The organism is Staphylococcus debuckii (assembly GCF_003718735.1).
Classification (GTDB): domain Bacteria; phylum Bacillota; class Bacilli; order Staphylococcales; family Staphylococcaceae; genus Staphylococcus; species Staphylococcus debuckii.
On sequence record NZ_CP033460.1, the window covers coordinates 1,354,344 to 1,377,991 of the forward strand.

The 23,648-nt window shown below is 36.6% G+C and carries 22 protein-coding genes; all 22 read left to right on the top strand.

Annotated features, from left to right (window positions below; translation table 11 throughout):
- Positions 1 to 30: 30 nt before the first annotated feature.
- The 22 genes from rimP (at position 31) to recA (ending at position 23,648) form a co-directional block, all read left to right on the top strand.
- Complete coding sequence (gene rimP / locus CNQ82_RS06355) at positions 31 to 498, top strand: ribosome maturation factor RimP (RefSeq protein WP_095105624.1); 468 nt, start codon at positions 31 to 33, stop codon at positions 496 to 498.
- 21 nt (positions 499 to 519) lie between these two features.
- On the top strand, positions 520 to 1,842 hold the full coding sequence (gene nusA, locus CNQ82_RS06360) for a transcription termination factor NusA (protein WP_123144569.1): 1,323 nt from the start codon (positions 520 to 522) through the stop codon (positions 1,840 to 1,842).
- An 18-nt stretch (positions 1,843 to 1,860) separates the two neighbouring features.
- A complete protein-coding gene (rnpM, locus tag CNQ82_RS06365; protein ID WP_123144570.1) occupies positions 1,861 to 2,145 on the top strand; it encodes an RNase P modulator RnpM in 285 nt (94 codons plus the stop codon).
- Positions 2,142 to 2,447 (top strand): YlxQ family RNA-binding protein, encoded by a 306-nt coding sequence (locus CNQ82_RS06370; protein WP_095105618.1) that lies wholly within the window; start codon positions 2,142 to 2,144, stop codon positions 2,445 to 2,447. Before rnpM ends, CNQ82_RS06370 begins: the two co-directional genes overlap by 4 nt.
- A gap of 16 nt (positions 2,448 to 2,463) precedes the next feature.
- Entirely contained in the window at positions 2,464 to 4,608 is a 2,145-nt protein-coding gene (gene infB, locus CNQ82_RS06375; protein ID WP_123144571.1) for a translation initiation factor IF-2, read from the top strand.
- A 131-nt stretch (positions 4,609 to 4,739) separates the two neighbouring features.
- A complete protein-coding gene (locus CNQ82_RS06380; RefSeq protein WP_123144572.1) occupies positions 4,740 to 5,117 on the top strand; it encodes a VOC family protein in 378 nt (125 codons plus the stop codon).
- A gap of 425 nt (positions 5,118 to 5,542) precedes the next feature.
- Entirely contained in the window at positions 5,543 to 5,890 is a 348-nt protein-coding gene (gene rbfA / locus CNQ82_RS06385) for a 30S ribosome-binding factor RbfA (RefSeq protein WP_123145654.1), read from the top strand.
- Between the two features lie 148 nt (positions 5,891 to 6,038).
- Positions 6,039 to 6,953 (top strand): tRNA pseudouridine(55) synthase TruB, encoded by a 915-nt coding sequence (truB, locus tag CNQ82_RS06390; RefSeq protein ID WP_123144573.1) that lies wholly within the window; start codon positions 6,039 to 6,041, stop codon positions 6,951 to 6,953.
- A gap of 14 nt (positions 6,954 to 6,967) precedes the next feature.
- Complete coding sequence (locus tag CNQ82_RS06395) at positions 6,968 to 7,942, top strand: bifunctional riboflavin kinase/FAD synthetase (RefSeq protein WP_123144574.1); 975 nt, start codon at positions 6,968 to 6,970, stop codon at positions 7,940 to 7,942.
- Between the two features lie 124 nt (positions 7,943 to 8,066).
- Positions 8,067 to 8,336, top strand: a complete 270-nt coding sequence (gene rpsO, locus CNQ82_RS06400) for a 30S ribosomal protein S15 (RefSeq protein ID WP_095105606.1) — start codon at positions 8,067 to 8,069, stop codon at positions 8,334 to 8,336.
- Positions 8,337 to 8,500: 164 nt separating this feature from the next.
- Complete coding sequence (gene pnp / locus CNQ82_RS06405) at positions 8,501 to 10,606, top strand: polyribonucleotide nucleotidyltransferase (protein WP_123144575.1); 2,106 nt, start codon at positions 8,501 to 8,503, stop codon at positions 10,604 to 10,606.
- A gap of 174 nt (positions 10,607 to 10,780) precedes the next feature.
- Complete coding sequence (gene rnjB / locus CNQ82_RS06410; RefSeq protein WP_123144576.1) at positions 10,781 to 12,454, top strand: ribonuclease J2; 1,674 nt, start codon at positions 10,781 to 10,783, stop codon at positions 12,452 to 12,454.
- Between the two features lie 263 nt (positions 12,455 to 12,717).
- On the top strand, positions 12,718 to 15,108 hold the full coding sequence (locus tag CNQ82_RS06415) for a DNA translocase FtsK (protein ID WP_123144577.1): 2,391 nt from the start codon (positions 12,718 to 12,720) through the stop codon (positions 15,106 to 15,108).
- Positions 15,109 to 15,112: 4 nt separating this feature from the next.
- A complete protein-coding gene (locus CNQ82_RS06420) occupies positions 15,113 to 15,835 on the top strand; it encodes a GntR family transcriptional regulator (protein ID WP_123144578.1) in 723 nt (240 codons plus the stop codon).
- 61 nt (positions 15,836 to 15,896) lie between these two features.
- Complete coding sequence (gene yfmF / locus CNQ82_RS06425) at positions 15,897 to 17,126, top strand: EF-P 5-aminopentanol modification-associated protein YfmF (RefSeq protein WP_206125382.1); 1,230 nt, start codon at positions 15,897 to 15,899, stop codon at positions 17,124 to 17,126.
- Complete coding sequence (gene yfmH / locus CNQ82_RS06430) at positions 17,123 to 18,409, top strand: EF-P 5-aminopentanol modification-associated protein YfmH (RefSeq protein WP_123144580.1); 1,287 nt, start codon at positions 17,123 to 17,125, stop codon at positions 18,407 to 18,409. The genes yfmF and yfmH overlap by 4 nt, the downstream gene beginning before the upstream one ends.
- On the top strand, positions 18,409 to 19,116 hold the full coding sequence (gene ymfI, locus CNQ82_RS06435) for an elongation factor P 5-aminopentanone reductase (RefSeq protein WP_123144581.1): 708 nt from the start codon (positions 18,409 to 18,411) through the stop codon (positions 19,114 to 19,116). Before yfmH ends, ymfI begins: the two co-directional genes overlap by 1 nt.
- 133 nt (positions 19,117 to 19,249) lie before the next feature.
- Positions 19,250 to 20,089, top strand: a complete 840-nt coding sequence (locus CNQ82_RS06440; RefSeq protein ID WP_095105594.1) for a DUF3388 domain-containing protein — start codon at positions 19,250 to 19,252, stop codon at positions 20,087 to 20,089.
- A 21-nt stretch (positions 20,090 to 20,110) separates the two neighbouring features.
- On the top strand, positions 20,111 to 20,509 hold the full coding sequence (locus CNQ82_RS06445) for a helix-turn-helix domain-containing protein (RefSeq protein WP_123144582.1): 399 nt from the start codon (positions 20,111 to 20,113) through the stop codon (positions 20,507 to 20,509).
- Positions 20,510 to 20,538: 29 nt separating this feature from the next.
- Positions 20,539 to 21,120, top strand: coding sequence for a CDP-diacylglycerol--glycerol-3-phosphate 3-phosphatidyltransferase (gene pgsA / locus CNQ82_RS06450; RefSeq protein ID WP_123144583.1), 582 nt, complete (start codon positions 20,539 to 20,541; stop codon positions 21,118 to 21,120).
- A gap of 146 nt (positions 21,121 to 21,266) precedes the next feature.
- A complete protein-coding gene (locus CNQ82_RS06455) occupies positions 21,267 to 22,409 on the top strand; it encodes a CinA family nicotinamide mononucleotide deamidase-related protein (protein WP_123144584.1) in 1,143 nt (380 codons plus the stop codon).
- Positions 22,410 to 22,580: 171 nt separating this feature from the next.
- A complete protein-coding gene (gene recA / locus CNQ82_RS06460) occupies positions 22,581 to 23,648 on the top strand; it encodes a recombinase RecA (RefSeq protein ID WP_095105586.1) in 1,068 nt (355 codons plus the stop codon).

The following is a 23,648-nucleotide window of genomic DNA, read 5'->3' on the forward strand; positions in this document are numbered from 1 at the left end:
TCTTTTCTATTTGTATAAAAGGAGGTTCGCATGAGTAAAATCACTGAACAAATTGAAGAAATCATTCAACCCGTATTAGATGATTTGAATTTTGAACTCGTAGAAATTGAATTTACTAAAGAAGGTAAAGACCGCTTCCTCAGAATTTCAATCGACAAAGAGGGCGGCGTCGACTTGAATGACTGTACGCTTGCTTCTGAGAAAATCAGTGAAGTCATGGATGAAGAAGACCCGATTGAACAAATGTATTATCTTGATGTCGCATCACCAGGTGCTGAACGTCCTATCAAAAATGATAAAGCGTTCCGTGATGCTGTCGATCAACCTGTATTTGTTTCTCTTTATGCGCCGATTGAAGGCTCTAAAGAGTGGTTAGGTGTTTTACAATCTGTAACAGATGACCATGTTGTCATCAAAGCGCAAGTTAAGGAAAAGAAAAAGGAAGTTGAAATCCCTAGAAATAAAATTGCTAAAGCACGTCATGCAGTATTGATTTAACGTGATTAGGAGGATTTAACCGTGTCAAGTAATGAATTATTGTTAGCAACAGAGTATTTAGAAAAAGAAAAGAAAATTCCAAGAGAAGTATTAATTGATGCAATCGAAGCAGCTTTGATTACAGCTTATAAGAAAAATTATGAAGCTGCGCGCAACGTCCGTGTTGAATTAAATATGGATGAAGGTACTTTCAAAGTGATTGCACGTAAAGAAGTAGTAGATGATGTATTTGATGACCGTGAAGAAGTAGACATCAGTACAGCATTAGAAAAAAATCCAGCTTATGAAATCGGCGATATTTATGAAGAAGATGTAACACCTAAAGACTTTGGGCGTGTAGGTGCGCAAGCTGCTAAACAAGCAGTGATGCAACGTTTACGCGATGCTGAACGTGAAATTTTGTATGATGAGTTCATCGACAAAGAAGAAGATATCGTCACAGGTATTATCGACAGAGTCGACCATCGTTATGTATATGTTAATTTAGGACGTACAGAAGCGGTATTATCTGAAGCTGAAAGAAGCCCGAATGAAAGCTACATCCCTAACGAACGTATCAAAGTATATGTTAATAAAGTAGAACAAACTACAAAAGGTCCTCAAATCTATGTATCAAGAAGCCATCCTGGTTTATTGAAGCGTTTATTTGAACAAGAAGTACCTGAAATTTATGATGGTACTGTAGTGATTAAATCTGTAGCACGTGAAGCAGGTGATCGTTCTAAAATCAGTGTTTACTCTGACAATCCAGATATCGATGCTGTAGGCGCATGTGTAGGTTCTAAAGGTGTACGTGTGGAAGCAATTGTAGAAGAACTTGGCGGAGAAAAAATCGACATCGTTCAATGGAACGAAGATCCTAAAGTATTCGTTAAAAATGCTTTAAGTCCTTCACAAGTCCTTGAAGTCATTGTAGACGAAGCAAATCAGTCTACAACAGTTATTGTTCCAGATTATCAACTTTCATTAGCAATTGGTAAACGTGGTCAAAACGCTCGTTTAGCTGCGAAGTTAACTGGTTGGAAAATTGATATCAAATCAGAATCAGATGCTAGAGAAGCCGGCATTTATCCAGTTCCTGAAGTAGAAGAAACTGACGATGAACCAACAGAAGATTTAACTGAAGAAGTAGTCATCAATCAAGTTGACGAAGAACCTGATGTGGAAGCAGAAGAAGCAGCTGAAATTGAAGAGGCTGAAGCAACTGAAGAAGCGGACACAGAAGAACTTGAAGACGAAGCAGTAGCTTCAGAGATTGAAGAAGCAGAAGCTGAAGAATCTGCAGAAGAAGAAGCAATCGAAGAAACATTTGAAAAAGATTCTAAAAAAGACGTAGAAGAATAATTTGGAGTGAATAACTTTATGAAGAAAAAGAAGATTCCAATGAGAAAGTGTATTCTTTCTAACGAAATGCGTCCCAAAAATGACATGATTCGTGTGGTTATCAATAAAGAAGGAGAGATTTCTGCGGATGCTACAGGTAAGAAGCCTGGGCGCGGTGCTTACGTTTCTAAAGACGTCGCACTTGTTGAACAAGCACAGAAAAAAGGCGTGCTTGAAAAGTTCTTCAACTCAGATGCAGAAACGCTTGCTCCTGTATATAAAGAAATCATACGTCTCATTTACAGAGAAGAGATTCCAAAATGAATAAGAGCAACATCTTGAATTTTTTAGGATTGGCAATGCGCGCTGGTAAAGTTAAAAGCGGTGAATCCGTCATTTTAACTGAAATCAAAAAGAGAAAAGTCTCTTTAGTGATTCTTTCAGAGGATGCTTCGGCAAGGACTGAGAAAGATATCAGCCAAAAATGCGAAAGTTACCAAGTCCCATTACGTATATTCGGAACCAGAGAAGAACTTGGGCAAGCCCTAGGTAAATCATCTCGCGTGAATATCGCTATAATGGATAACGGTTTTGCCAAAAAGCTATTATCAATGATAGATGAATAACGTAAGGAGTGATTATATGAGTAAACAGAGAATTTACGAGTATGCAAAAGATTTAAATTTAAAAAGTAAAGATGTTATTGATGAATTGAAAAAGATGAATGTAGAGGTGTCTAACCATATGCAAGCGTTAGAGCCTAACGAAATCAAAGAATTAGATAAAAAATTCAAACCAGGTTCATCTAAAGATAAGCAAGATAATAAAGCTGCTCAAAATAATCACAAAAAACATCAAAATAACAATAAAGATAAAAACAACAATAATGGCGGCAACGCTAAAAAGAATAACAATAAGAAAGACAACAAGACAAATCATCATAATAAAAATCAAAAAAATAACAAAAACAATAAAAACAACAAGAATAATAAAAATCAAAAACAAGCACCTAAGCAAGAAACTGTAAAAGAAATGCCAGAAAAAATTTCTTATACTGAAGGCATCACGGTGGGCGAATTAGCTGAGAAAATGAATATTGAATCATCTAATATCGTTAAGAAATTGTTCCTATTAGGAATTATGGCGAACATTAACCAATCACTAGATGATGAAACGGTTGAATTGATTGCTGATGATTATGGTATCGAAATCGAAAAAGAAGTTGTTATCGACGAAGAAGACTTAGATATCTACTTCGATGATGAAGAAGAAGATTCAGATGCAATTGAACGTCCTGCAGTTGTAACTATTATGGGACACGTTGACCATGGTAAAACAACATTACTTGACTCAATCCGAAACACACATGTGACTGAAGGTGAAGCAGGCGGTATCACACAACATATCGGTGCTTATCAAATTGAAAATGACGGCAAAAAAATCACTTTCTTAGATACACCAGGACATGCTGCCTTCACAACAATGCGTGCACGTGGTGCACAAGTTACTGATATTACAATTTTAGTAGTAGCTGCAGATGATGGTGTAATGCCTCAAACAATTGAAGCCATCAACCATGCTAAAGAAGCCGATGTACCAATTATCGTAGCAGTTAATAAAGTTGATAAACCAACAGCGAATCCTGATCGCGTAATGCAAGAGTTGACTGAATATGGTTTATTCCCTGAAGACTGGGGCGGCGATACAATCTTCGTACCACTTTCTGCCTTAAGCGGAGACGGTATTGATGACTTGCTTGAAATGATTGTCTTAGTTTCAGAAGTACAAGAATTAAAAGCTAATCCAGAAAAACGTGCTGTAGGTACTGTAATTGAAGCAGAACTTGATAAATCTCGCGGACCTGCCGCTTCATTACTTGTTCAAAACGGTACATTGCATGTCGGTGATGCGATTGTAGTCGGCAACACTTACGGCCGTGTACGTGCAATGGTTAACGATATCGGTAAACGTGTTAAATCTGCTGGCCCTTCAACACCTGTTGAAATTACAGGTATCAACGATGTACCGCAAGCTGGTGACCGCTTCGTTACCTTCTCTGATGAAAAACAAGCACGTCGTATTGGTGAAGCACGTCATGAAGAAAGTATTCTTCAACAACGTCAAGAAAGTAAAAACGTGACACTAGATAACTTGTTTGAACAAATGAAACAAGGTGAAATGAAAGACCTTAACATCATTATCAAAGGTGACGTACAAGGTTCTGTAGAAGCACTTGCTGCATCATTAATGAAAATTGATGTTGAAGGCGTTAACGTACGTATCATTCACACTGCTGTGGGTGCAATCAACGAATCTGACGTGACATTAGCAAATGCTTCAAACGGTATTATCATCGGATTTAACGTACGTCCTGATTCAGGTGCAAAACGTGCTGCAGAACAAGAAAATGTAGATATGCGTTTACACCGTGTAATTTATAACGTAATTGAAGAAATTGAATCAGCAATGAAAGGTATGCTTGATCCTGAATATGAAGAAAAAGTCATCGGACAAGCTGAAGTTCGCCAAACATTCAAAGTGTCTAAAGTCGGTACAATTGCTGGTTGTTACGTGACTGACGGCAAAATCACTCGTAACGCTGGTGTACGTGTCATCCGTGACGGCATCGTAGTCTTTGAAGGCCAATTAGATACATTGAAACGTTTCAAAGACGACGTTAAAGAAGTTGCGCAAGGTTACGAATGTGGTATTACAATTGAAAAATTCAACGATATTAAAGTAGAAGACATCATTGAAGCTTATGAAATGGTAGAAATCGAAAGATAATATTGTGCTTTAAAAATGCACTTTCCTTAGTTGGAAAGTGCATTTTTGTGTATCTCCTTCATATCAGCACTACTTCCATCAGAATCGTGGTAAAGTTAAAGAAATAACTAACGATGATGGGAGAGATTTCAATGTTAACAAATATTTGGTTCAACTTAGGTTGCGACGATTTAGATAAGAGCATGAAGTTTTATAAAGATATCGGCTTTACGATTATCCAACAACCAGGACAAGAGGGAGAGATGTTCGGATTTAAAGCGCAAACAGGTTCACCCGTAATGGTTGTGCCTAGAGAGCGCTTTAAACAATATATAGGAAAAGAAACAACTGGAAATGACGTATTAATTTCCTTATCAGTGAAAACTGAGGAAGAAGCGGATGAACTTGCGAAGAAAGTAGAAGCGGCTGGTGGCGTAATTAAAGATGCGCCTAAAGTCAGAAATAATTTCTATGGCTTCTCATTCCAAGATATTGATGGACACTTTTTTAATATCATTGTAATGGCGTAATAGGATATTAAATTGTGATTCGTTTTTGCAGTAATTGTGTTTCAAAATGAAATGCAAATCGAAAATGAAACGTCGAAAATTGGTGTATTCTGCTCCTTATTCTACAGTTAAGCAAAAGTTGAAAAGGACTGTGACCATTTGAAAGTAAAGAATTACCTTGTAATAACAATGATTCTAAAGAAAGAATCTTTAAAAAGAGGATTACACAGATGCACATGAAAATGAAATGTAAATTTTATTTTGAAATGAACGATTAAACGTTTACGCATTCTTTACATGCTTAACTGTACCTTTACATTCATTAGTGTGCACGTAAGTGATTAAACATGACGCTACAAGGGAAAAACTTTGTCATCAAGGTGATTTTAGTCTATAATTTTGGATTGAAGCAAATCGTTAAATGTAGATTAGAAGAGGTGAAACAAATGAGTAGGATGAGAGCAGAACGTGTTGGTGAGCAAATGAAAAAAGAATTAATGGATATCATCAATAATAAAGTCAAAGATCCACGTATCGGCTTTATTACGATTACAGATGTTCAACTCACTAACGACTTATCATTAGCTAAAGTATACTTGACTGTATTAGGTAATGAGAAAGAAGTTGATGATACATTCAAAGCACTTGAAAAAGCTAAAGGATTTATTAAATCTGAATTAGGTTCAAGAATGCGTTTAAGAATTATTCCTGACTTACAATTTGAATATGATCATTCAATTGAATACGGAAATAAAATTGAAAAAATGATTCAAGATTTACACAAAAAAGACTAATGAATCATTTATGTCACAAGCTGTATTTCTCTTAAGGAGAGATGCAGCTTTTTAATATACAAAATTAACATTTGCTTATTTTTACTATTTCTTAAGTTTAAACTGATGTAAAATAGATATGGTACGAATTAAATTTGAGGTGTTAAAAATGGATGGTATTTTACCTGTTTTTAAAGAACGCGGTCTTACAAGCCACGATGTAGTCTTTAAACTACGTAAAATTTTACATACTAAAAAAGTAGGTCATACGGGGACGCTTGATCCGGAAGTGGATGGTGTATTACCTGTATGTGTAGGGAATGCTACTAAAGTAAGTGATTATATTATGGATATGGGCAAAGCATATGAAGCAGAAGTTACAATCGGTTTCAGTACAACGACTGAAGATCAAACTGGAGAAGTATTAGAAACTAAGGAAGTTAAAGCAGATGCTTTGTCAGTTGAGAAAATTGATCAAGCAATCGATTCATTTAAAGGTGAAATTGAACAAATTCCCCCTATGTATTCTTCAGTAAAAGTGAATGGACGTAAACTATACGAATATGCACGTAACAACGAAACAGTCGAACGACCGAAACGCAAAGTAAACATTTACGAAATTCAACGTACAACAGAACCGCAATTTCATAATGGCGTCTGCACTTTTAATCTTGCTATTCGTTGCGGCAAAGGTACTTACATTCGTACATTAGCGACTGATATAGGAAAGGTATTGGGATACCCAGCGCATATGTCATGCTTAACGCGTGTTGAAAGCGGCGGCTTCAAAATTCATGATAGTTTGAAATTAGGCGAAATAGAAACACTTTTTAAGCAAGAATCATTACAGGAACGCTTATTTCCTATAGAATATGGATTAAAGGGATTACCGCATATTCAAATCAGTAATCCAAACATGAAAAAACGTATATTAAATGGACAGAAATTTAATAAAAGCGATTTTGAGGAAGCGATTGAAGGTATCACTGTATTTATGGATAGTGATTCTGAAAAAGCACTCGCGCTTTATATCCCACATTCTGAAAAAAACAATGAAATCAAGCCGAAGAAAGTTTTTAATTAAAGGAGAGGCACACTATGAAAGTGATAGAAATTACACATCCCATTCAACCAGATCAATATATACAAGAAGACGTTGCAATGGCATTAGGCTTCTTTGATGGATTGCACAAAGGGCATGCACAAGTGTTTCATGCATTGAATGAAATCGCTGAAAAGAAAAATCTAAAGAAAGCAGTGATGACATTTGATCCGCATCCATCAGTCGTTCTGAATCCAAAACAAAAAAGAACTGATTATCTTACACCTTTAGCGGATAAGGTTGAGATTTTGGAAGCTTATGATATTGATTATGTGATTATAGTGAACTTTACTTCTAAATTCGCTGATTGTTCAATAGAAGAATTCGTAGAACAGTATCTTGTAGGCAATCATGTGAAAGAAGTGATTGCTGGCTTTGATTTTACTTTCGGAAAACATGGGAAAGGCAACATGTCAGTACTAAAAGAACTTAAAGAGCATTTCAATACGACTGTAGTGAGCAAACAAGAAATGTATTCTGAAAAAATTTCCACTACTGAAATTCGCCGTGCTTTAAAAGAGGGCAACTTGAAAAAGGCCAATGAAGAATTAGGCTACCGTTATCGTATTAAAGGCACAGTGGTTCAAGGTGAGAAACGGGGCCGCACAATTGGTTTCCCTACAGCTAATATTGAACCGAGCGATGATTACGTTTTACCTAAAAAAGGTGTCTATGCAGTAAGCCTAGCAATTGGTGCAGAACAACGCATATATCGCGGAGTTTGCAATGTCGGCGTAAAACCTACGTTCCACGATCCGAAAAAATCACACGTAGTGATTGAAGTAAATATTTTCGACTTTGACCAAGATATTTATGGAGAACGTGTCGTAGTATTTTGGCACCATTATTTAAGACCTGAAGTTAAGTTTGACGGCATCGATCCGCTCGTTGAACAGATGAATAAAGATAAAGAACAAGCGAAATATCTATTATCTGTTGATTTCGGTGATGAAGTATCATATAATATTTAGGTCGGAATGATTGTATCTATTACAATCAGATTGAACTTAAACAGTCCTCTATCTTGGTAGGTCGAGACTCCGACGCCTCACTCAGACTGAGGAGACTATATATAATTAAAGGAGGAAATTGACTATGGCAATTTCACAAGAACGTAAAGACGAAATCATTAAAGAATACCGTGTACACGAAACTGATACTGGTTCACCAGAAGTACAAATCGCTGTATTATCTGCTGAAATCAATGCATTAAACGATCACTTACGTACACACAAAAAAGACCACCATTCACGTCGTGGCTTATTAAAAATGGTAGGTCGTCGTAGACATTTATTAAACTACTTACGTAAAAAAGATATTCAACGTTACCGTGAATTAATCAAATCATTAGGTATCCGTCGTTAATCTTTTTAAGTAATTAAACTGATACCATTTAGAGGAAAGAACCATCGTTGGTTTCTTTCCTTTTTTTATAGGATGAATAGAATCCAGAATATAAATATGTACGCGTAAATGATATGATAGAAGTATTAAATGTTAAAGAGGTAGTAATAGAAAGGAGATTCCTAATGTCTCAAGAAAAGAAAGTGTTTAAGACTGAATGGGCCAACCGACCATTATCGATAGAAACTGGACAAATGGCGAAACAAGCAAATGGGGCGGTACTTGTACGTTATGGCGACACAGTTGTATTATCTACAGCCACTGCATCAAAAGAACCCCGTGACGGTGATTTCTTCCCATTAATGGTCAACTATGAAGAAAAAATGTATGCGGCAGGTAAAATTCCTGGGGGCTTTAAGAAACGTGAAGGGCGCCCGGCTGACGAAGCTACATTAACTGCACGCTTAATCGATAGACCGATTCGTCCTCTATTCCCTAAAGGTTATAGACATGACGTTCAAATTATTAATATGGTATTGAGTGCAGACCCTGATTGCTCACCTGAAATGGCAGCGATGATTGGTTCATCTATGGCATTGAGTGTTTCTGATATTCCATTCCAAGGTCCGATTGCAGGTGTCAACGTTGGTTATATTGATGGCGAATATGTCATTAACCCGACAGTAGAACAAAAAGAAGTTTCACGTTTAGATTTAGAAGTTGCCGGTCATAAAGACGCGGTAAACATGGTTGAAGCTGGCGCAAGCGAAATCACTGAAAAAGAAATGCTAGACGCAATCTTCTTTGGTCATGAAGAAATCAAACGCCTAGTTGACTTCCAACAAGAAATTATTGATTATCTTCAACCTGAAAAAACGGAATTCATTCCTAAAGAGCGTGATACTGCAGTTGAAGAAAAAGTCACAGCTTTAACCGAAGAAAAAGGATTAAAAGATGCCATCCAAACTTTCGATAAAAAAGAACGTGAAGAAAATATCGATGCAATTCGTGACGAAGTCATTGCTGAATTTGATGACGAAGAAAATCCAGATAATGAAGAGGTACTCGCTGAAGTTAACGCTATCTTAAATGATTTAGTGAAAGAAGAAGTACGTCGTCAAATCGCTGATGACAAAATCCGTCCAGATGGTCGTAAACCAGACGAAATTCGTCCACTTGATTCAGAAGTAGGTCTATTACCTCGTGCGCATGGCTCAGGATTATTCACACGTGGTCAAACACAAGCACTTTCTGTATTAACATTAGGTGCAATGAGTGAGTATCAATTAATTGATGGTTTAGGTACAGAACAAGAAAAACGCTTTATGCATCACTATAACTTCCCGAATTTCTCAGTTGGGGAAACAGGTCCAGTGCGTGCACCAGGACGTCGTGAAATTGGACATGGTGCATTAGGTGAACGTGCATTGCGTTATATTATTCCTGATACTAAAGACTTCCCATATACTGTACGTATTGTCAGTGAAGTATTAGAATCTAATGGTTCTTCATCACAAGCATCAATTTGCGGCTCTACGCTTGCATTAATGGATGCCGGTGTGCCAATCAAAGCACCTGTAGCGGGAATCGCGATGGGTCTAGTTACACGTGATGATAACTATACGATTTTAACGGATATCCAAGGTATGGAAGATGCTTTAGGCGATATGGACTTTAAAGTAGCAGGTACTGAAAAAGGTATTACAGCTATCCAAATGGATATTAAAATTGATGGTTTAACACGTGAAATTATCGAAGAAGCTTTAGAACAAGCGCGTGTAGGTCGTTTGACAATCTTAAATCATATGCTTGAAACAATTGATCAACCACGTCCTGAATTAAGTGCATATGCACCTAAAGTAGAAACAATGACTATCAAACTTGAGAAAATCAGAGATGTGATTGGGCCTGGCGGTAAGAAAATCAATGAAATCATTGATGAAACAGGCGTTAAATTGGATATTGAACAAGATGGAACCATCTTTATCGGTTCAGTTGATCAAGATATGATTAACCGTGCACGTGAAATTATCGAAGATATTACACGTGAAGCGGAAGTCGGCCAAGTTTACAATGCGAAAGTAAGACGTATTGAAAAATACGGTGCATTTGTAGAACTTTTCCCAGGCAAAGATGCTTTATTACACATTTCTCAAATCGCAAATCAACGTATCAACAAAGTTGAAGATGTATTGAAAATGGGAGATACGATTGAAGTCAAAGTTACTGAAATCGATGATAAAGGCAGAGTAAATGCTTCCCACCGCGCTTTATTAAATAAAGAAGATTAATCCAATGAAACCAGAAGGATATTTGCGTAAAGACAGATATTCACTTCTGGTTTTCTTTATACATAACAGCTGCCTCTGACCCCCGTGTGAAGTAGTGTACATTGCGCCTATTTTAACCTATAATATAATATGAATACTTATATGGTCGGGGAATTATAAATAGGAGGTAACATTTTGAATTTAGTAAAGAAAAAGAATAATGATATTCGCATCATCCCGCTTGGCGGCGTGGGTGAAATTGCGAAAAATATGTATATCGTCGAAGTAGACGATGAAATGTTTATGCTGGATGCAGGATTAATGTTCCCAGAAGATGAAATGCTGGGTGTCGATGTTGTCATTCCAGATATTCAGTATGTCATTGAAAATAAAGATAAATTAAAAGGAATTTTCCTTACACATGGTCATGAACATGCGATAGGTGCAGTAAGTTATGTACTTGAACAAGTCGATGCGCCAGTATATGGCTCGAAATTAACACTTGCATTAGTGAAAGAAAATATGAAAGAACGTAATATTAATAAAAAAGTACGTTACTATACAGTGAATGATGAATCAGTTATGCGTTTCAAAAACGTCAACGTGTCATTTTTCAACACAACACATAGTATTCCAGACAGTTTGGGTGTAACTATCCATACTTCTTACGGTGCCATTGTTTATACTGGCGAATTTAAATTTGATCAAAGCTTGCATGGCAACTATGCACCTGACTTGAAAAAAATGACTGAAATCGGCGAAGAAGGTGTATTTGCGTTAATCAGTGATTCTACTGAAGCTGAAAAACCTGGTTATAACACACCGGAAAATGTGATTGAGTCACATATGTTAGATGCCTTCACAAAAGTGAATGGTCGTTTAATTGTATCTTGCTATGCATCTAACTTTATCCGTATCCAACAAGTATTGAATATTGCAAGCAAACTCAACCGTAAAGTATCCTTCTTAGGCCGTTCATTAGAATCATCATTCAATATTGCACGTAAAATGGGATATTTCAATATTCCTAAAGATTTATTAATTCCAATTAATGAAGTTGAAAATTATCCTAAAAATGAAGTCGTAATTATTGCGACAGGTATGCAAGGTGAACCTGTTGAAGCTTTAAATCAAATGGCCAGACAAAAACACAAAATTATGAACATCGAACCAGGCGACTCTGTATTCTTAGCAATTACCGCTTCTGCCAACATGGAAGTAATCATTGGTGATACATTGAATGAATTAGCACGTGCTGGTGCCGAAATTATTCCAAATAGCAAGAAAATCCACGCTTCAAGTCATGGTTGCATGGAAGAACTTAAAATGATGATCAACATCATGAAGCCAGAATACTTTATCCCCGTCCAAGGCGAGTTCAAAATGCAAATTGCCCATGCAAAATTAGCTGCTGAAGCAGGCGTAGCACCAGAAAAAATCTTCTTAGCTGAAAAAGGGGATGTATTGAATTTCGATGGTAAAGACATGGTACTGAATGAAAAAGTAGAATCCGGAAATGTTTTAATTGACGGTATTGGTGTCGGCGATGTTGGTAATATCGTATTACGTGACCGTCACTTGCTTGCTGAAGATGGCATCTTTATTGCGGTAGTAACACTAGATCCGAAAAATAGAAGAATCGCAGCAGGTCCTGAAATTCAATCACGTGGATTTGTTTATGTACGTGAAAGTGAAGAATTATTGAAAAAAGCGGAAGAAAAAGTCCGTGAAATTGTTGAACAAGGTTTACAAGAACGTCGTATCGAATGGTCTGAAATCAAACAGAACATGCGCGATAAAATTAGTAAATTGTTGTTTGAAAATACTAAGAGACGTCCGATGATTATTCCAATCATTTCAGAAGTTTAATTGAATAAACTGTATTAGAAGATTAAATACACAAATGCTATGGTGTCCTCACAAAGGTACGCCATAGCATTTCATGTTATTTGTCACAATGCTTAAATAAGAAGGTAGCACTATTTTTGCTATAAATGTTAAAATATAAGGATAGTGTTGTAAGCTAACAGCTACTGTCAGTTTAAAGAAAGGAGCTAAGATATTATTATGTCCCAGCTCCTAAGGGATACATAAATAGCGTCATTATTTTTATTGAAAAGAAGGTGTATGTTTTGGCACAAAGAAAGAAAAGAACGACCAACACTAGAAAAAAGACAACTGCTAAGAAGAAATCTTCTAAAAAGAAACAAAATGAAGCGCCATTGCGCTATATTGCAGCGATTATTACTGTAGTCTTAGTCGTTCTAGGTGCCTTCCAATTAGGTATTATCGGTCGAGTGATTGACTCATTTTTCAATTACCTATTTGGATACAGTAGATATTTAACCTATATTTTAGTGATATTAGCCTCAGGATTTCTTGCTTATAATGGTAAATTGCCAAAAACGCGCCGTTTAACGGGTTCAATTGTTTTGCAATTTGCATTATTATTTGCGACACAGCTTTTTTTAGTATTTACTAAAGGAGCAGCTGGCGATAGAGAGCCTGTCTTATCCTATGTTTATCATCAATACGAACACACGCACTTTCCTAACTTCGGCGGTGGCGTGATCGGATATTACTTAGTACATTTATCGATACCGCTCGTATCAATTATCGGTGTAGTCGTATTTACCATTATTTTGTTTGTTTCAAGTATTATTTTATTAAACAAACAACGTCACCGTGATGTAGCGAAAGCGTTTTTTGAAAAGTTGAAATCAGGAAGCCAATCTGCAGCGATACATAGAAAAGAACGTAAAGAGCGCCAAGCAGAGCGTGCAGAAGAAAAAAGACTGCGTCGTGAAGAGAAAGCACGAGAGAAACAAGAACGTGAAGCACAAGAAGAAGTCAAAGATGTCAGTGACTTTACGGAAATTCCAATACCAGAATCAGAGAAGCCGGATAGTGCAATACCGATTTATGGTCACAACGACAAAGAGAAACAACAGGCTGCTTTTGCTCAAACTCCGGAACCATCATCGGAAAATAACGTAACAGAGGTGCCGCGCAAACGGCCTAAACGTCAACTGGTTGAAGAGGATAATTCCGAAGAAACATCTAAGGAAGATATGAGTTCGATTTCTGATGCAGGAGAAGTAGAAAATACAGCATACAAGTTACCGCCTTTATCACTTCTCAATACACCTGCGAAACAAAAGACTACTTCAAGAGCAGAGGTGCAAAAGAAAGGTCGATTATTAGAAACTACTTTAAAAAACTTTAATGTAGATGCGAAAGTGACACAAATTAAAATCGGGCCAGCTGTAACCCAATACGAAGTACAACCAGCACAGGGTGTGAAAGTCAGCAAGATTGTGAACTTGCATAATGATATAGCCCTTGCTCTAGCTGCGAAGGATGTACGTATTGAAGCGCCAATCCCAGGACGTTCCGCTGTAGGGATTGAAGTGCCGAATGATAAAATTTCGCTAGTTTCTTTAAAAGAAGTATTAGAAGAAAAATTCCCATCTAAGAATAAATTAGAGGTGGGTTTGGGTAGAGATATATCAGGCGACCCAATAAGTGTAGAATTAAATAAAATGCCGCACTTACTTGTGGCAGGTTCAACTGGTAGCGGTAAATCTGTTTGTATCAACGGGATTATCGCAAGTATACTGTTAAATGCGAAACCTCATGAGGTTAAATTGATGCTAATTGATCCTAAAATGGTAGAATTAAATGTATACAACGGAATTCCGCATTTATTAATACCAGTTGTTACGAACCCTCATAAAGCATCACAAGCTTTAGAAAAAATTGTAGCTGAAATGGAACGTCGTTATGACTTATTCCAACATACGGGAACTAGAAATATAGAAGGCTACAACCGTTACCTAAGACGTCAAAATGATGAATTAGAAGAAAAACAATCTGAACTGCCATATATCGTGGTCATCGTGGATGAGTTGGCAGATTTAATGATGGTAGCTGGTAAAGACGTAGAAAATGCCATTCAACGTATCACTCAAATGGCACGTGCTGCGGGTATTCATTTAATTATTGCAACACAACGTCCATCAGTAGACGTAATTACTGGATTGATTAAAAACAACATTCCATCCAGAATTGCCTTTGCAGTAAGTTCTCAAACTGACTCTAGAACAATTATTGATAGAGGCGGCGCTGAAAAGCTGTTAGGTAAAGGGGATATGTTGTACTTCGGTAACGGTGGTTCTATTCAAACACGTATCCAAGGTGCTTTCTTAAGCGATGATGAGGTACAAAACATAGTCAATTATGTGGTGGAACAACAAAAAGCCAATTATGTTAAAGAAATGGAACCAGATGCACCAACAGACAAAGCAGATGCTAAAAGTGAAGATCCGTTATATGAAGAAGCGTATATGTTTGTAGTTGAAAAACAAAAAGCAAGTACATCTTTATTACAACGAAAATTCAGAATTGGTTATAACAGAGCATCACGATTAATGGATGATTTAGAAAGCAATAATGTAATCGGCCCACAAAGAGGAAGCAAACCGAGACAAGTATTAGTAGATTTAGATAATGGTGAGGTGTAAAGAGATGACAAATACTAATTCTATATACAGAATCAAGGAATGGATCTTAAATGCAATTGATGAGGGGACTTTGCAACCGGGAGACCCGGTGCCGAGTACGTTAGCTATTGCACGAGAGGTAAATGGTAAAACAGATGATGTGTACGACGCGATCGATGAACTGATTACAGAACAAGTTCTGACGCAACGCTTTGAGGCACAAGCAACTGTGAAAGAATCTCAGCCATTCTTTTATCCTTTAGACAAATTGCTCAGCATTGGAAAAATGATTGAAAATGAAGGCTATCAAGCGGGTACAATTTTCATGAATTTGGACCAGCAGCCTTCTACTATGCTTGATCGCAAAGCTTTAGATTTAAAAGAGGGAGAATTTGTAACATTAATCGAACGGATTCGTACTGCCAATGGTCGCCCAGTCGTTTATTGCTTAGACAAAGTAGCAACAGAATATTTAACATGTGCTGCTTTCCAAGCACACGATGAATCTATTCTAACAGCCATTAAAGCGAATGCTGATATCACGATTGCCTATTCAGAAACGGAAATTGAATCAGTAAGCTATGAACCAAGAGTTTCTGAAGCGCTAGAAGCAGCACCTAACGAAGCTTTAATGCTATTAAAACAAGTGCATTATGACAAAGACCATCGTCCGATTCTGTTCTCATTTAACTATTTCAAAAGTGAAGTAGTTAAATTTAAAACAGTTCGCGAAACTGATCCAGAATAAAAGAGGTGTATAAAATTTGAATAAGCAGATAAAATCGAAAAAAGAACCACGTATTAAAGTAATGCCGACAGATAAATTTAAAACGACCTTGATTACTTTTAAATTTATGGCGCCATTAGATGAAGAGACTATGACTTCACGTTCATTATTGAGCAAACTCTTAGTAAGAGCGACGAAGAAATGGCCGACAGATAAAGCATTTAACCGTAAATTGTCTGAACTCTATGGTGCTTACGTCAATAGTTTTGTAACGAAATTTAAAGACAAACATGTGATTACAATTACCTTAGAATTAGTAAATGAAAGATACCTTAAACATAAAGATCCATTATTTGATGAAGGTTTATCTTTATTAAAAGAAATCTTGTATCATCCGATTGTTGAAGATGAGCGATTTAATGAGACTTTTGTACAGCAAGAGAAGACATTGTTGAAGAAGAAGTTAGAAGCGGTCAATGATAATAAATCACAATTGGCTTTCTTAAAGTTAATGGAAAATATGTTTGGTAATCAACCATACAGTTATTTAGCATCAGGTCTAAGCGAAAACATATCAAAAGTAACGCCTGAATCGTTATACCATACATACCAATCTATGCTAGAAAATGATGACTGTGCAGTTTATGTAGTTGGAAATGTTGATTCAGACATAGTCAAACAAAAAATCGCCAACATCTTCCATATTCAACCGCTTCACCAAGTTTCACATGTCATACAGCCACAACGTCAAGTAGATGAACTGCCGCAAACTATTATTGAGCATGACGAATTAGACCAAGCCAAATTAAATATAGGGTTCAGATTCCCTACATACTATGGCGAACCTGATTACTATACTTTTGTAGTGTTTAACACAATGTTCGGCGGAGACCCTTCTTCAGTGTTATTCAATGAAGTGCGTGAAAAACAAAGTTTAACTTATTCTATTCGCTCGCAAATTGATGGCAAGAATGGATATATGTTCGTGTTGAGCGGGGTAGCAGTTGATAAATATGAACGCGCTAAAGATACTATTATTGATGAATTTAAGAAGTTCCAGCAGGGTGAGTTTACAGAAGAGAAATTAGAACTGGCGAAAAAGATTTTAATTTCACAAAGAAATGAATCTCAAGACCGTCCGAAAAGTATGGTAGAAATTGCACATAATCAAATTTTACTGCCAGAAGATTTAACTAACGGAAACTATGGTCAAAAGATTCACGACGTAACTAAAGACGATATCATCAATCTGACAAAGCGTGCCATCCTGGATACAATCTATGTGCTCACAAAGGAGGATGAAGCATTGTGAATAAGAAATATTATGAATTAATAGATGAAACTGTTTATGAGAACCAAATGGATAATGGTTTAAAACTATTTATCATCCCTAAAAAAGGGTTTCAAAAAACGTTTGCAACCTATACGACGCAATTCGGTTCACTTGACCATAAATTCAAACCTTTAGGCAGTAATGAATTTGTAACTGTGCCAGATGGCGTCGCACACTTTTTAGAGCATAAGTTGTTTGAGAAAGAAGAAGGCGACTTATTCACAGAATTTGCCGAAGACAATGCGCAAGTCAACGCATTTACAAGTTTTGACCGTACAAGCTACTTATTCAGCGCAACTTCTAATGTCGAAAAAAATATTCTGCGTCTTATGGAAATGGTGGAGACGCCTTATTTTTCAGAAGCAACAGTAGAAAAAGAAAAAGGAATTATTGCTGAAGAAATTAAAATGTATCAAGAACAGCCTGGTTATAAATTAATGTTCAATACTTTACGTGCAATGTATGCAGACCATCCAGTGCGCGTCGATATTGCCGGAAGCGTAGAAAGCATTTATAACATTACTAAAGACGATTTGTATTTATGCTACGAAACATTTTATCATCCATCTAATATGGTAATGTTTGTTGTGGGTGACGTGGACCCTGAACAAATCAATACATTAGTCAGTGAACATGAAGCGAAAAGAGAGTTGACAGATCAGCCTGAAATCGTCAGAGATGCACTGGCTGAACCGAATGAAGTACAACAACAATCAGTGACAGAGGAAATGAATATTCAAATTCCAAGATTGATGTTAGGGTTTAAAAACGTGCCTCCTGAGGCCTCTAAAGAAGCCTTCATGAAGCGTGATTTAGAAATGACTTTCTTTTTCGAAATGGTATTAGGAGAAGAAACGGACTTCTATCAAAAATTATTAAACGATGATTTGATAGATGATACCTTTGGCTATCAATTTGTGATGGAACCTACATACAGCTTCTCACTGATAACGAGTTCAACGCCTGATCCTGGTCTGTTAAAACAAATGTTGTTAGATGAATTAAAAGATAAAGTAGGCCAATTGAATGATACAGAAGCCTTTGAATTATTGAAAAAACAATTTATCGGCGAGTTTATTTCAAGTTTGAACTCACCAGAATATATTGCTAACCAATATACGAAGTTATATTTTGAAGGTGTCAGCTTATTTAATATGTTAGATATCGTTGACAGTATCACTTTAGAAAGTATTAATAATGCGGCCTTATCAAGTTTGAATTTTGATGAAATTACAGATAGCCGTTTGGAGATAAAAAAATAATGAAAGCCTTAGTTATCGGTGGTTCTGGTTCTATAGGAACAGCAATCGTAGAACGCTTATTAGCAGATAATTATGAAGTCATTGTGCATTATCATCGTTCTGATTTAAAACTGTTGCAACAAAAATATCAAAATCAAAATGTTTCATTTGTACAATGCGATTTAGCATCTTCAACAGAAGATATCATGCAATCTTTCGAGTTTATCCAGAATTTGGATTGCTTGATTTATGCAGCAGGACAAAGTGTCTATGGCATGCTTCAAGATATGGATGATGCTTTAATTGATCAATGCTACCGTATTAATGTGAAAAGTTTGATGCAAATTTCTAGAGGTATGATCAACCAATTGCGTAAGAGTGACCATGGCAGAATCATCGTTATCTCCTCGATTTGGGGAGAGACGGGCGCGAGTATGGAAGTTGTTTATTCTGCTATGAAAGCAGCACAGATAGGGTTTGTTAAAGCACTCAGTCAAGAACTCGCATTAACCGATGTGACAGTGAATGCTGTAGCACCTGGGTTTGTAAGTGGCAATATGGCGGATGAATGGTCAGAGACAGAGCGTGCAGCGATTATTGACGACCTTCCTCAACAACGCATGATAACGCCTGAGGAAGTAGCGTTTACTTGTGCATATCTGTATCATCCAATGGCACAAAGCGTGACAGGTACTGTACAGAAAGTGAATGGCGGCTGGTATATTTAGTTGCGGATTTGATATTCATAATTCCTGAGAAAATGCTATAATGTAACTAATCTTTTCACTCATACATAGAATGTTGAGATAAAAGGTATCATAGTGTTCTATTTGATGTTTGAACTAAGGGGCGTGGAAAAACATGATAGCACCAGAGCGTAAAATTGAATGGTATTTAGAATATGAAATCACATTTAACAGAGCGGGCTTATTAGGAGATGTTTCAAGTCTTCTTGGCATGATGGGTATCAGTATTGTAACCATCAACGGCGTTGAACAAAATCGTCGCGGCTTGCTGATTCGAGCTGACAGTATTGATAAGATGCGACGTTTTGAGGATATTGCAAATCAGATTGAAGAAATCTCGATTACGAAACTTCGTAAACCCGAACTCAGAGATCGTTTAGCTGTACGTCACGGCAGATACATCAAGCAGGATGCCGATGATAAGAAGACATTCAGATTTGAACGAGAAGATTTAGGTTTGTTGGTTGATTTTATGGCTGAAATTTTTAAAGAGGATGGCCATAAATTAATAGGTATCAGAGGGATGCCTCGAGTAGGCAAAACCGAATCTATCGTTGCTGGAAGTGTTTGTGCACATAAACGTTGGTTATTTATCAGTTCTACATTGATTAAGCAAACTGTACGTAATTCATTGCTTAAAGGTGAATACGGACCTGAACATGTCTATATCATTGATGGTGCTGTCACAGCAAGAGAACAAGATCCTAAACATCGACAATTAGTAGATGAAGTGATGGCTTTACCAGCAATCAAGGTAGTAGAGCATCCGGATTTGTTTGTAGAGTCTTGCGATTATCGTCTCGACGATTTCGATTATATTATTGAATTGCGCGAAACAGACGATCAAGAAATCAAGTATGAACATATGAAACAAAAAACAGTCAAAAGCAAGAATAACTTGGACTTCGGCGATACGTTTGATGAATTTGGCGGAGGATTTGGATTTTTTGAATAAGATTTCAAGGAGTGTAAACGGATGAGCAATACAATTGGTCAAACTTTAAAAGGCAAAAGAGAACGCTTAGGTATGACTTTAAATGAATTAGAAAAGCAGACTAATGTGAAAAGAGATACACTAGTCTTAATCGAAAATAATGAGTTTGAAATGCTCGATAATCCGGCTTACGCTGAAGGTATTATTATGAAGTATGCTAAAGCTGTTAATACTGATGCTTCAATCTTAATCCAGCATCACAAAGAAGAACTGCCGCCTTCTGTAAATCGTCAATACGATCAATCGATTGAACAATTCAGCAGTTCAAATCCGCCGATGTATAAAACTCAGAATAAAGAATCTAGAGAACTCGTAATATGGTTATCCGGATTCATTATTTTAGCTTTAGTTTTATGGGTAATAGCAGTAATTTTGTTATAATTTGATTAGTTAGAAAAGAGGAGTATGTTATGAATCTGCCCAACCAGATAACTATCTTTAGGGTAATTTTAATACCGGTATTTATACTATTTGCTTTAGTGGATTTCGGCTTTGGCAATATGTCGTTTATCGGAGGCTATGAAATACGTATTGAACAATTTATCAGCGGTATTATTTTTATAGTGGCTTCATTAAGCGACTTTGTTGACGGTTATTTAGCACGTAAATGGAATTTAGTAACTAATATGGGTAAATTCCTGGATCCGCTTGCAGATAAATTGTTAGTAGCAAGTGCACTTATTGTCCTTGTGCAATTAGATTTAACCAATTCAGTGGTGGCAATTATTATTATTGCACGTGAATTTGCGGTTACAGGCTTACGTTTATTACAAATTGAACAAGGATTTGTCAGTGCTGCTGGCCAACTAGGAAAGATTAAAACAGCAGTTACAATGGTTGCGTTGGTATGGATTTTATTAGGCGAACCATTAGCAATGTGGATTGGTTTCCCATTAGGTCAAGTCTTATTGTATATCGGCGTATTCTTTACAATCTTGTCTGGAATTGAATATTTCTATAAAGGTAGAGATGTTTTCAAACAACATCAATAATCGGTTGCGTAAGAGTGCCATAAATACAGTTATTCATTATTTGAACGATTTTCAGTGCAAATGAGTTCACAAATGACTGTGTTTGTGACACCCTTATATTTGTGTAGAATAGGAAAAGAAACCATGCGGAAAATGGGGGAATCAAAATGAAGATATCAATTGTAGCAGTAGGCTCTGAATTATTACTAGGCCAAATATTAAATACCAATGCTAAATACTTAGCACAATTGTTCAATGGAGTAGGTTTGAACGTGGTAGAACAGTCCGTCATTGGGGACAATCCTGCACGCTTAGAACGCTTGTTGAGACAAACGCTAGAAGAGAACGATACCGTCATAATGACTGGTGGTTTAGGGCCGACAAAGGATGATTTAACAAAGCATACAGTGGCTAAAGTCTTTGGCAAAGAACTCGTTATTGATAACGAAGCTTTAGAATATATAGAGAATTATTTTAAAGCACAACATCAAGAGATGAGCGAGAATAATAAACAACAAGCTCTAGTGATTGAAGGTGCGAAAGTTTTACAGAATAAAGTAGGTATGGCGCCTGGAATGCTAGTCGAACAAGATGGTAAACGTGTTGCTTTAATGCCTGGTCCTCCAAGAGAAATGCAGCCTATGGCAGAGAATGAATTACTTCCCTATTTATTAGAAGGTGACAAATTAATCTTTTCAGAACAATTAAGATTTGCAGGTATCGGTGAATCAAGAGTAGAAACTGAACTCATGGATCTTATTGATGCGCAATCTAATCCGACGATTGCGCCTTTAGCAGGTGCCCATGAAGTTTCAACCCGTTTAACAGCTAATGGCAAAAATCAAGAAGAATGTGAGAAATTGATTGCTCCTATTAAAGCAGAGATTTTGAAACGCATTGGTAAATATTATTATGGTTCAGATCAAACTAAAATTGAACAAGCAGTCTTAGCCAAATTACCTGGCACTTTCGCCATTTATGATGGAGTTACTTCAGCTGAAATTTATTCTAGATTAAAAGAGTATGATAAAGATAATCAGTTAAAAGGTATGCTACTGGATAATGATAGCTACGTAAGCAGTACATCTAGTTTAAACGAACGTTTAAAACTTGCAGCTGCTTATATCAGAGATTTTTATCAAACAGACATCGGTATCTCTTTGTTGCATGATGGTGAAAATGTCCATTTAGGCGTACTTACTGATAAAGGATTCAACAGCGAAGAATTTGTTATGACGCAGAAAAGAAATTTAATTAAGCACAGAACGCCAAATTATGTCTATATTCGTTTAATTAATTTATTTTCTTAAAGGATAAGCCCTTGAAAATGTAAAAAACAGGTACGGGTGTTCGTGTAAATGTGTTTTACGAATGAAAATAATCGAACAAACATTCGCAAATTGCTTGTAATTTCTCATCAAACACTGTATAGTATTAATTAAGATAATTAAGAGACTAAATCTAGACTAGGAGGCACAATATTGGATAATGAACGTCAAAAAGCGCTAGATACTGTTATTAAGAATATGGAGAAATCGTTTGGTAAAGGTGCCGTTATGAAACTTGGCGATAACAAAGCTCGTCGTGTTTCAAGCATATCAAGCGGATCAGTAACATTAGATAATGCTTTAGGTGTAGGTGGTTACCCTAAAGGTAGAATCGTAGAAATTTATGGACCAGAAAGTTCTGGTAAGACAACTGTAGCTTTGCATGCTATTGCTGAAGTGCAGAAACAAGGTGGCGTCGCTGCATTTATCGATGCTGAACATGCGTTAGATCCAGTTTATGCTGAAGCATTAGGTGTAGATATCGATAATTTATATTTATCTCAACCTGACCATGGGGAACAAGGTCTAGAGATTGCGGAGGCATTTGTACGAAGCGGTGCTGTAGATATTATTGTAGTCGACTCTGTAGCAGCCTTAACACCGAAAGCTGAAATTGAAGGTGAAATGGGAGATACACATGTCGGTTTACAAGCACGTTTAATGTCTCAAGCTTTGCGTAAATTATCTGGTGCTATTTCAAAATCTAATTGTACTGCAGTATTTATCAACCAAATCCGTGAAAAAGTCGGAGTAATGTTCGGTAATCCTGAAACAACGCCAGGCGGTAGAGCGTTGAAATTCTATAGCTCAGTTCGTTTAGAAGTGCGTCGTGCAGAACAATTGAAGCAAGGTCAAGAAATTGTGGGTAACCGTACTAAAATTAAAGTTGTTAAAAACAAAGTAGCACCTCCATTCAGAGTAGCCGAAGTTGATATTATGTACGGCCAAGGTATTTCAAAAGAAGGCGAATTAATCGATTTAGGTGTTGAAAATGACATCGTTGATAAATCAGGTGCTTGGTATTCTTATAATGGTGAAAGAATGGGCCAAGGTAAAGAAAACGTTAAAAATTACTTGAAAGAACATCCAGAAATCAAAGAAGATATTGATAATAAATTAAGACAGAAATTAGGTATCTTTGATGGGGACGTTGAAGAAAAAGACGAAAAAGAAGCGAAAGCTGAGAAAAATGAAAACGCAAATTTATTCGATGAAGAATAG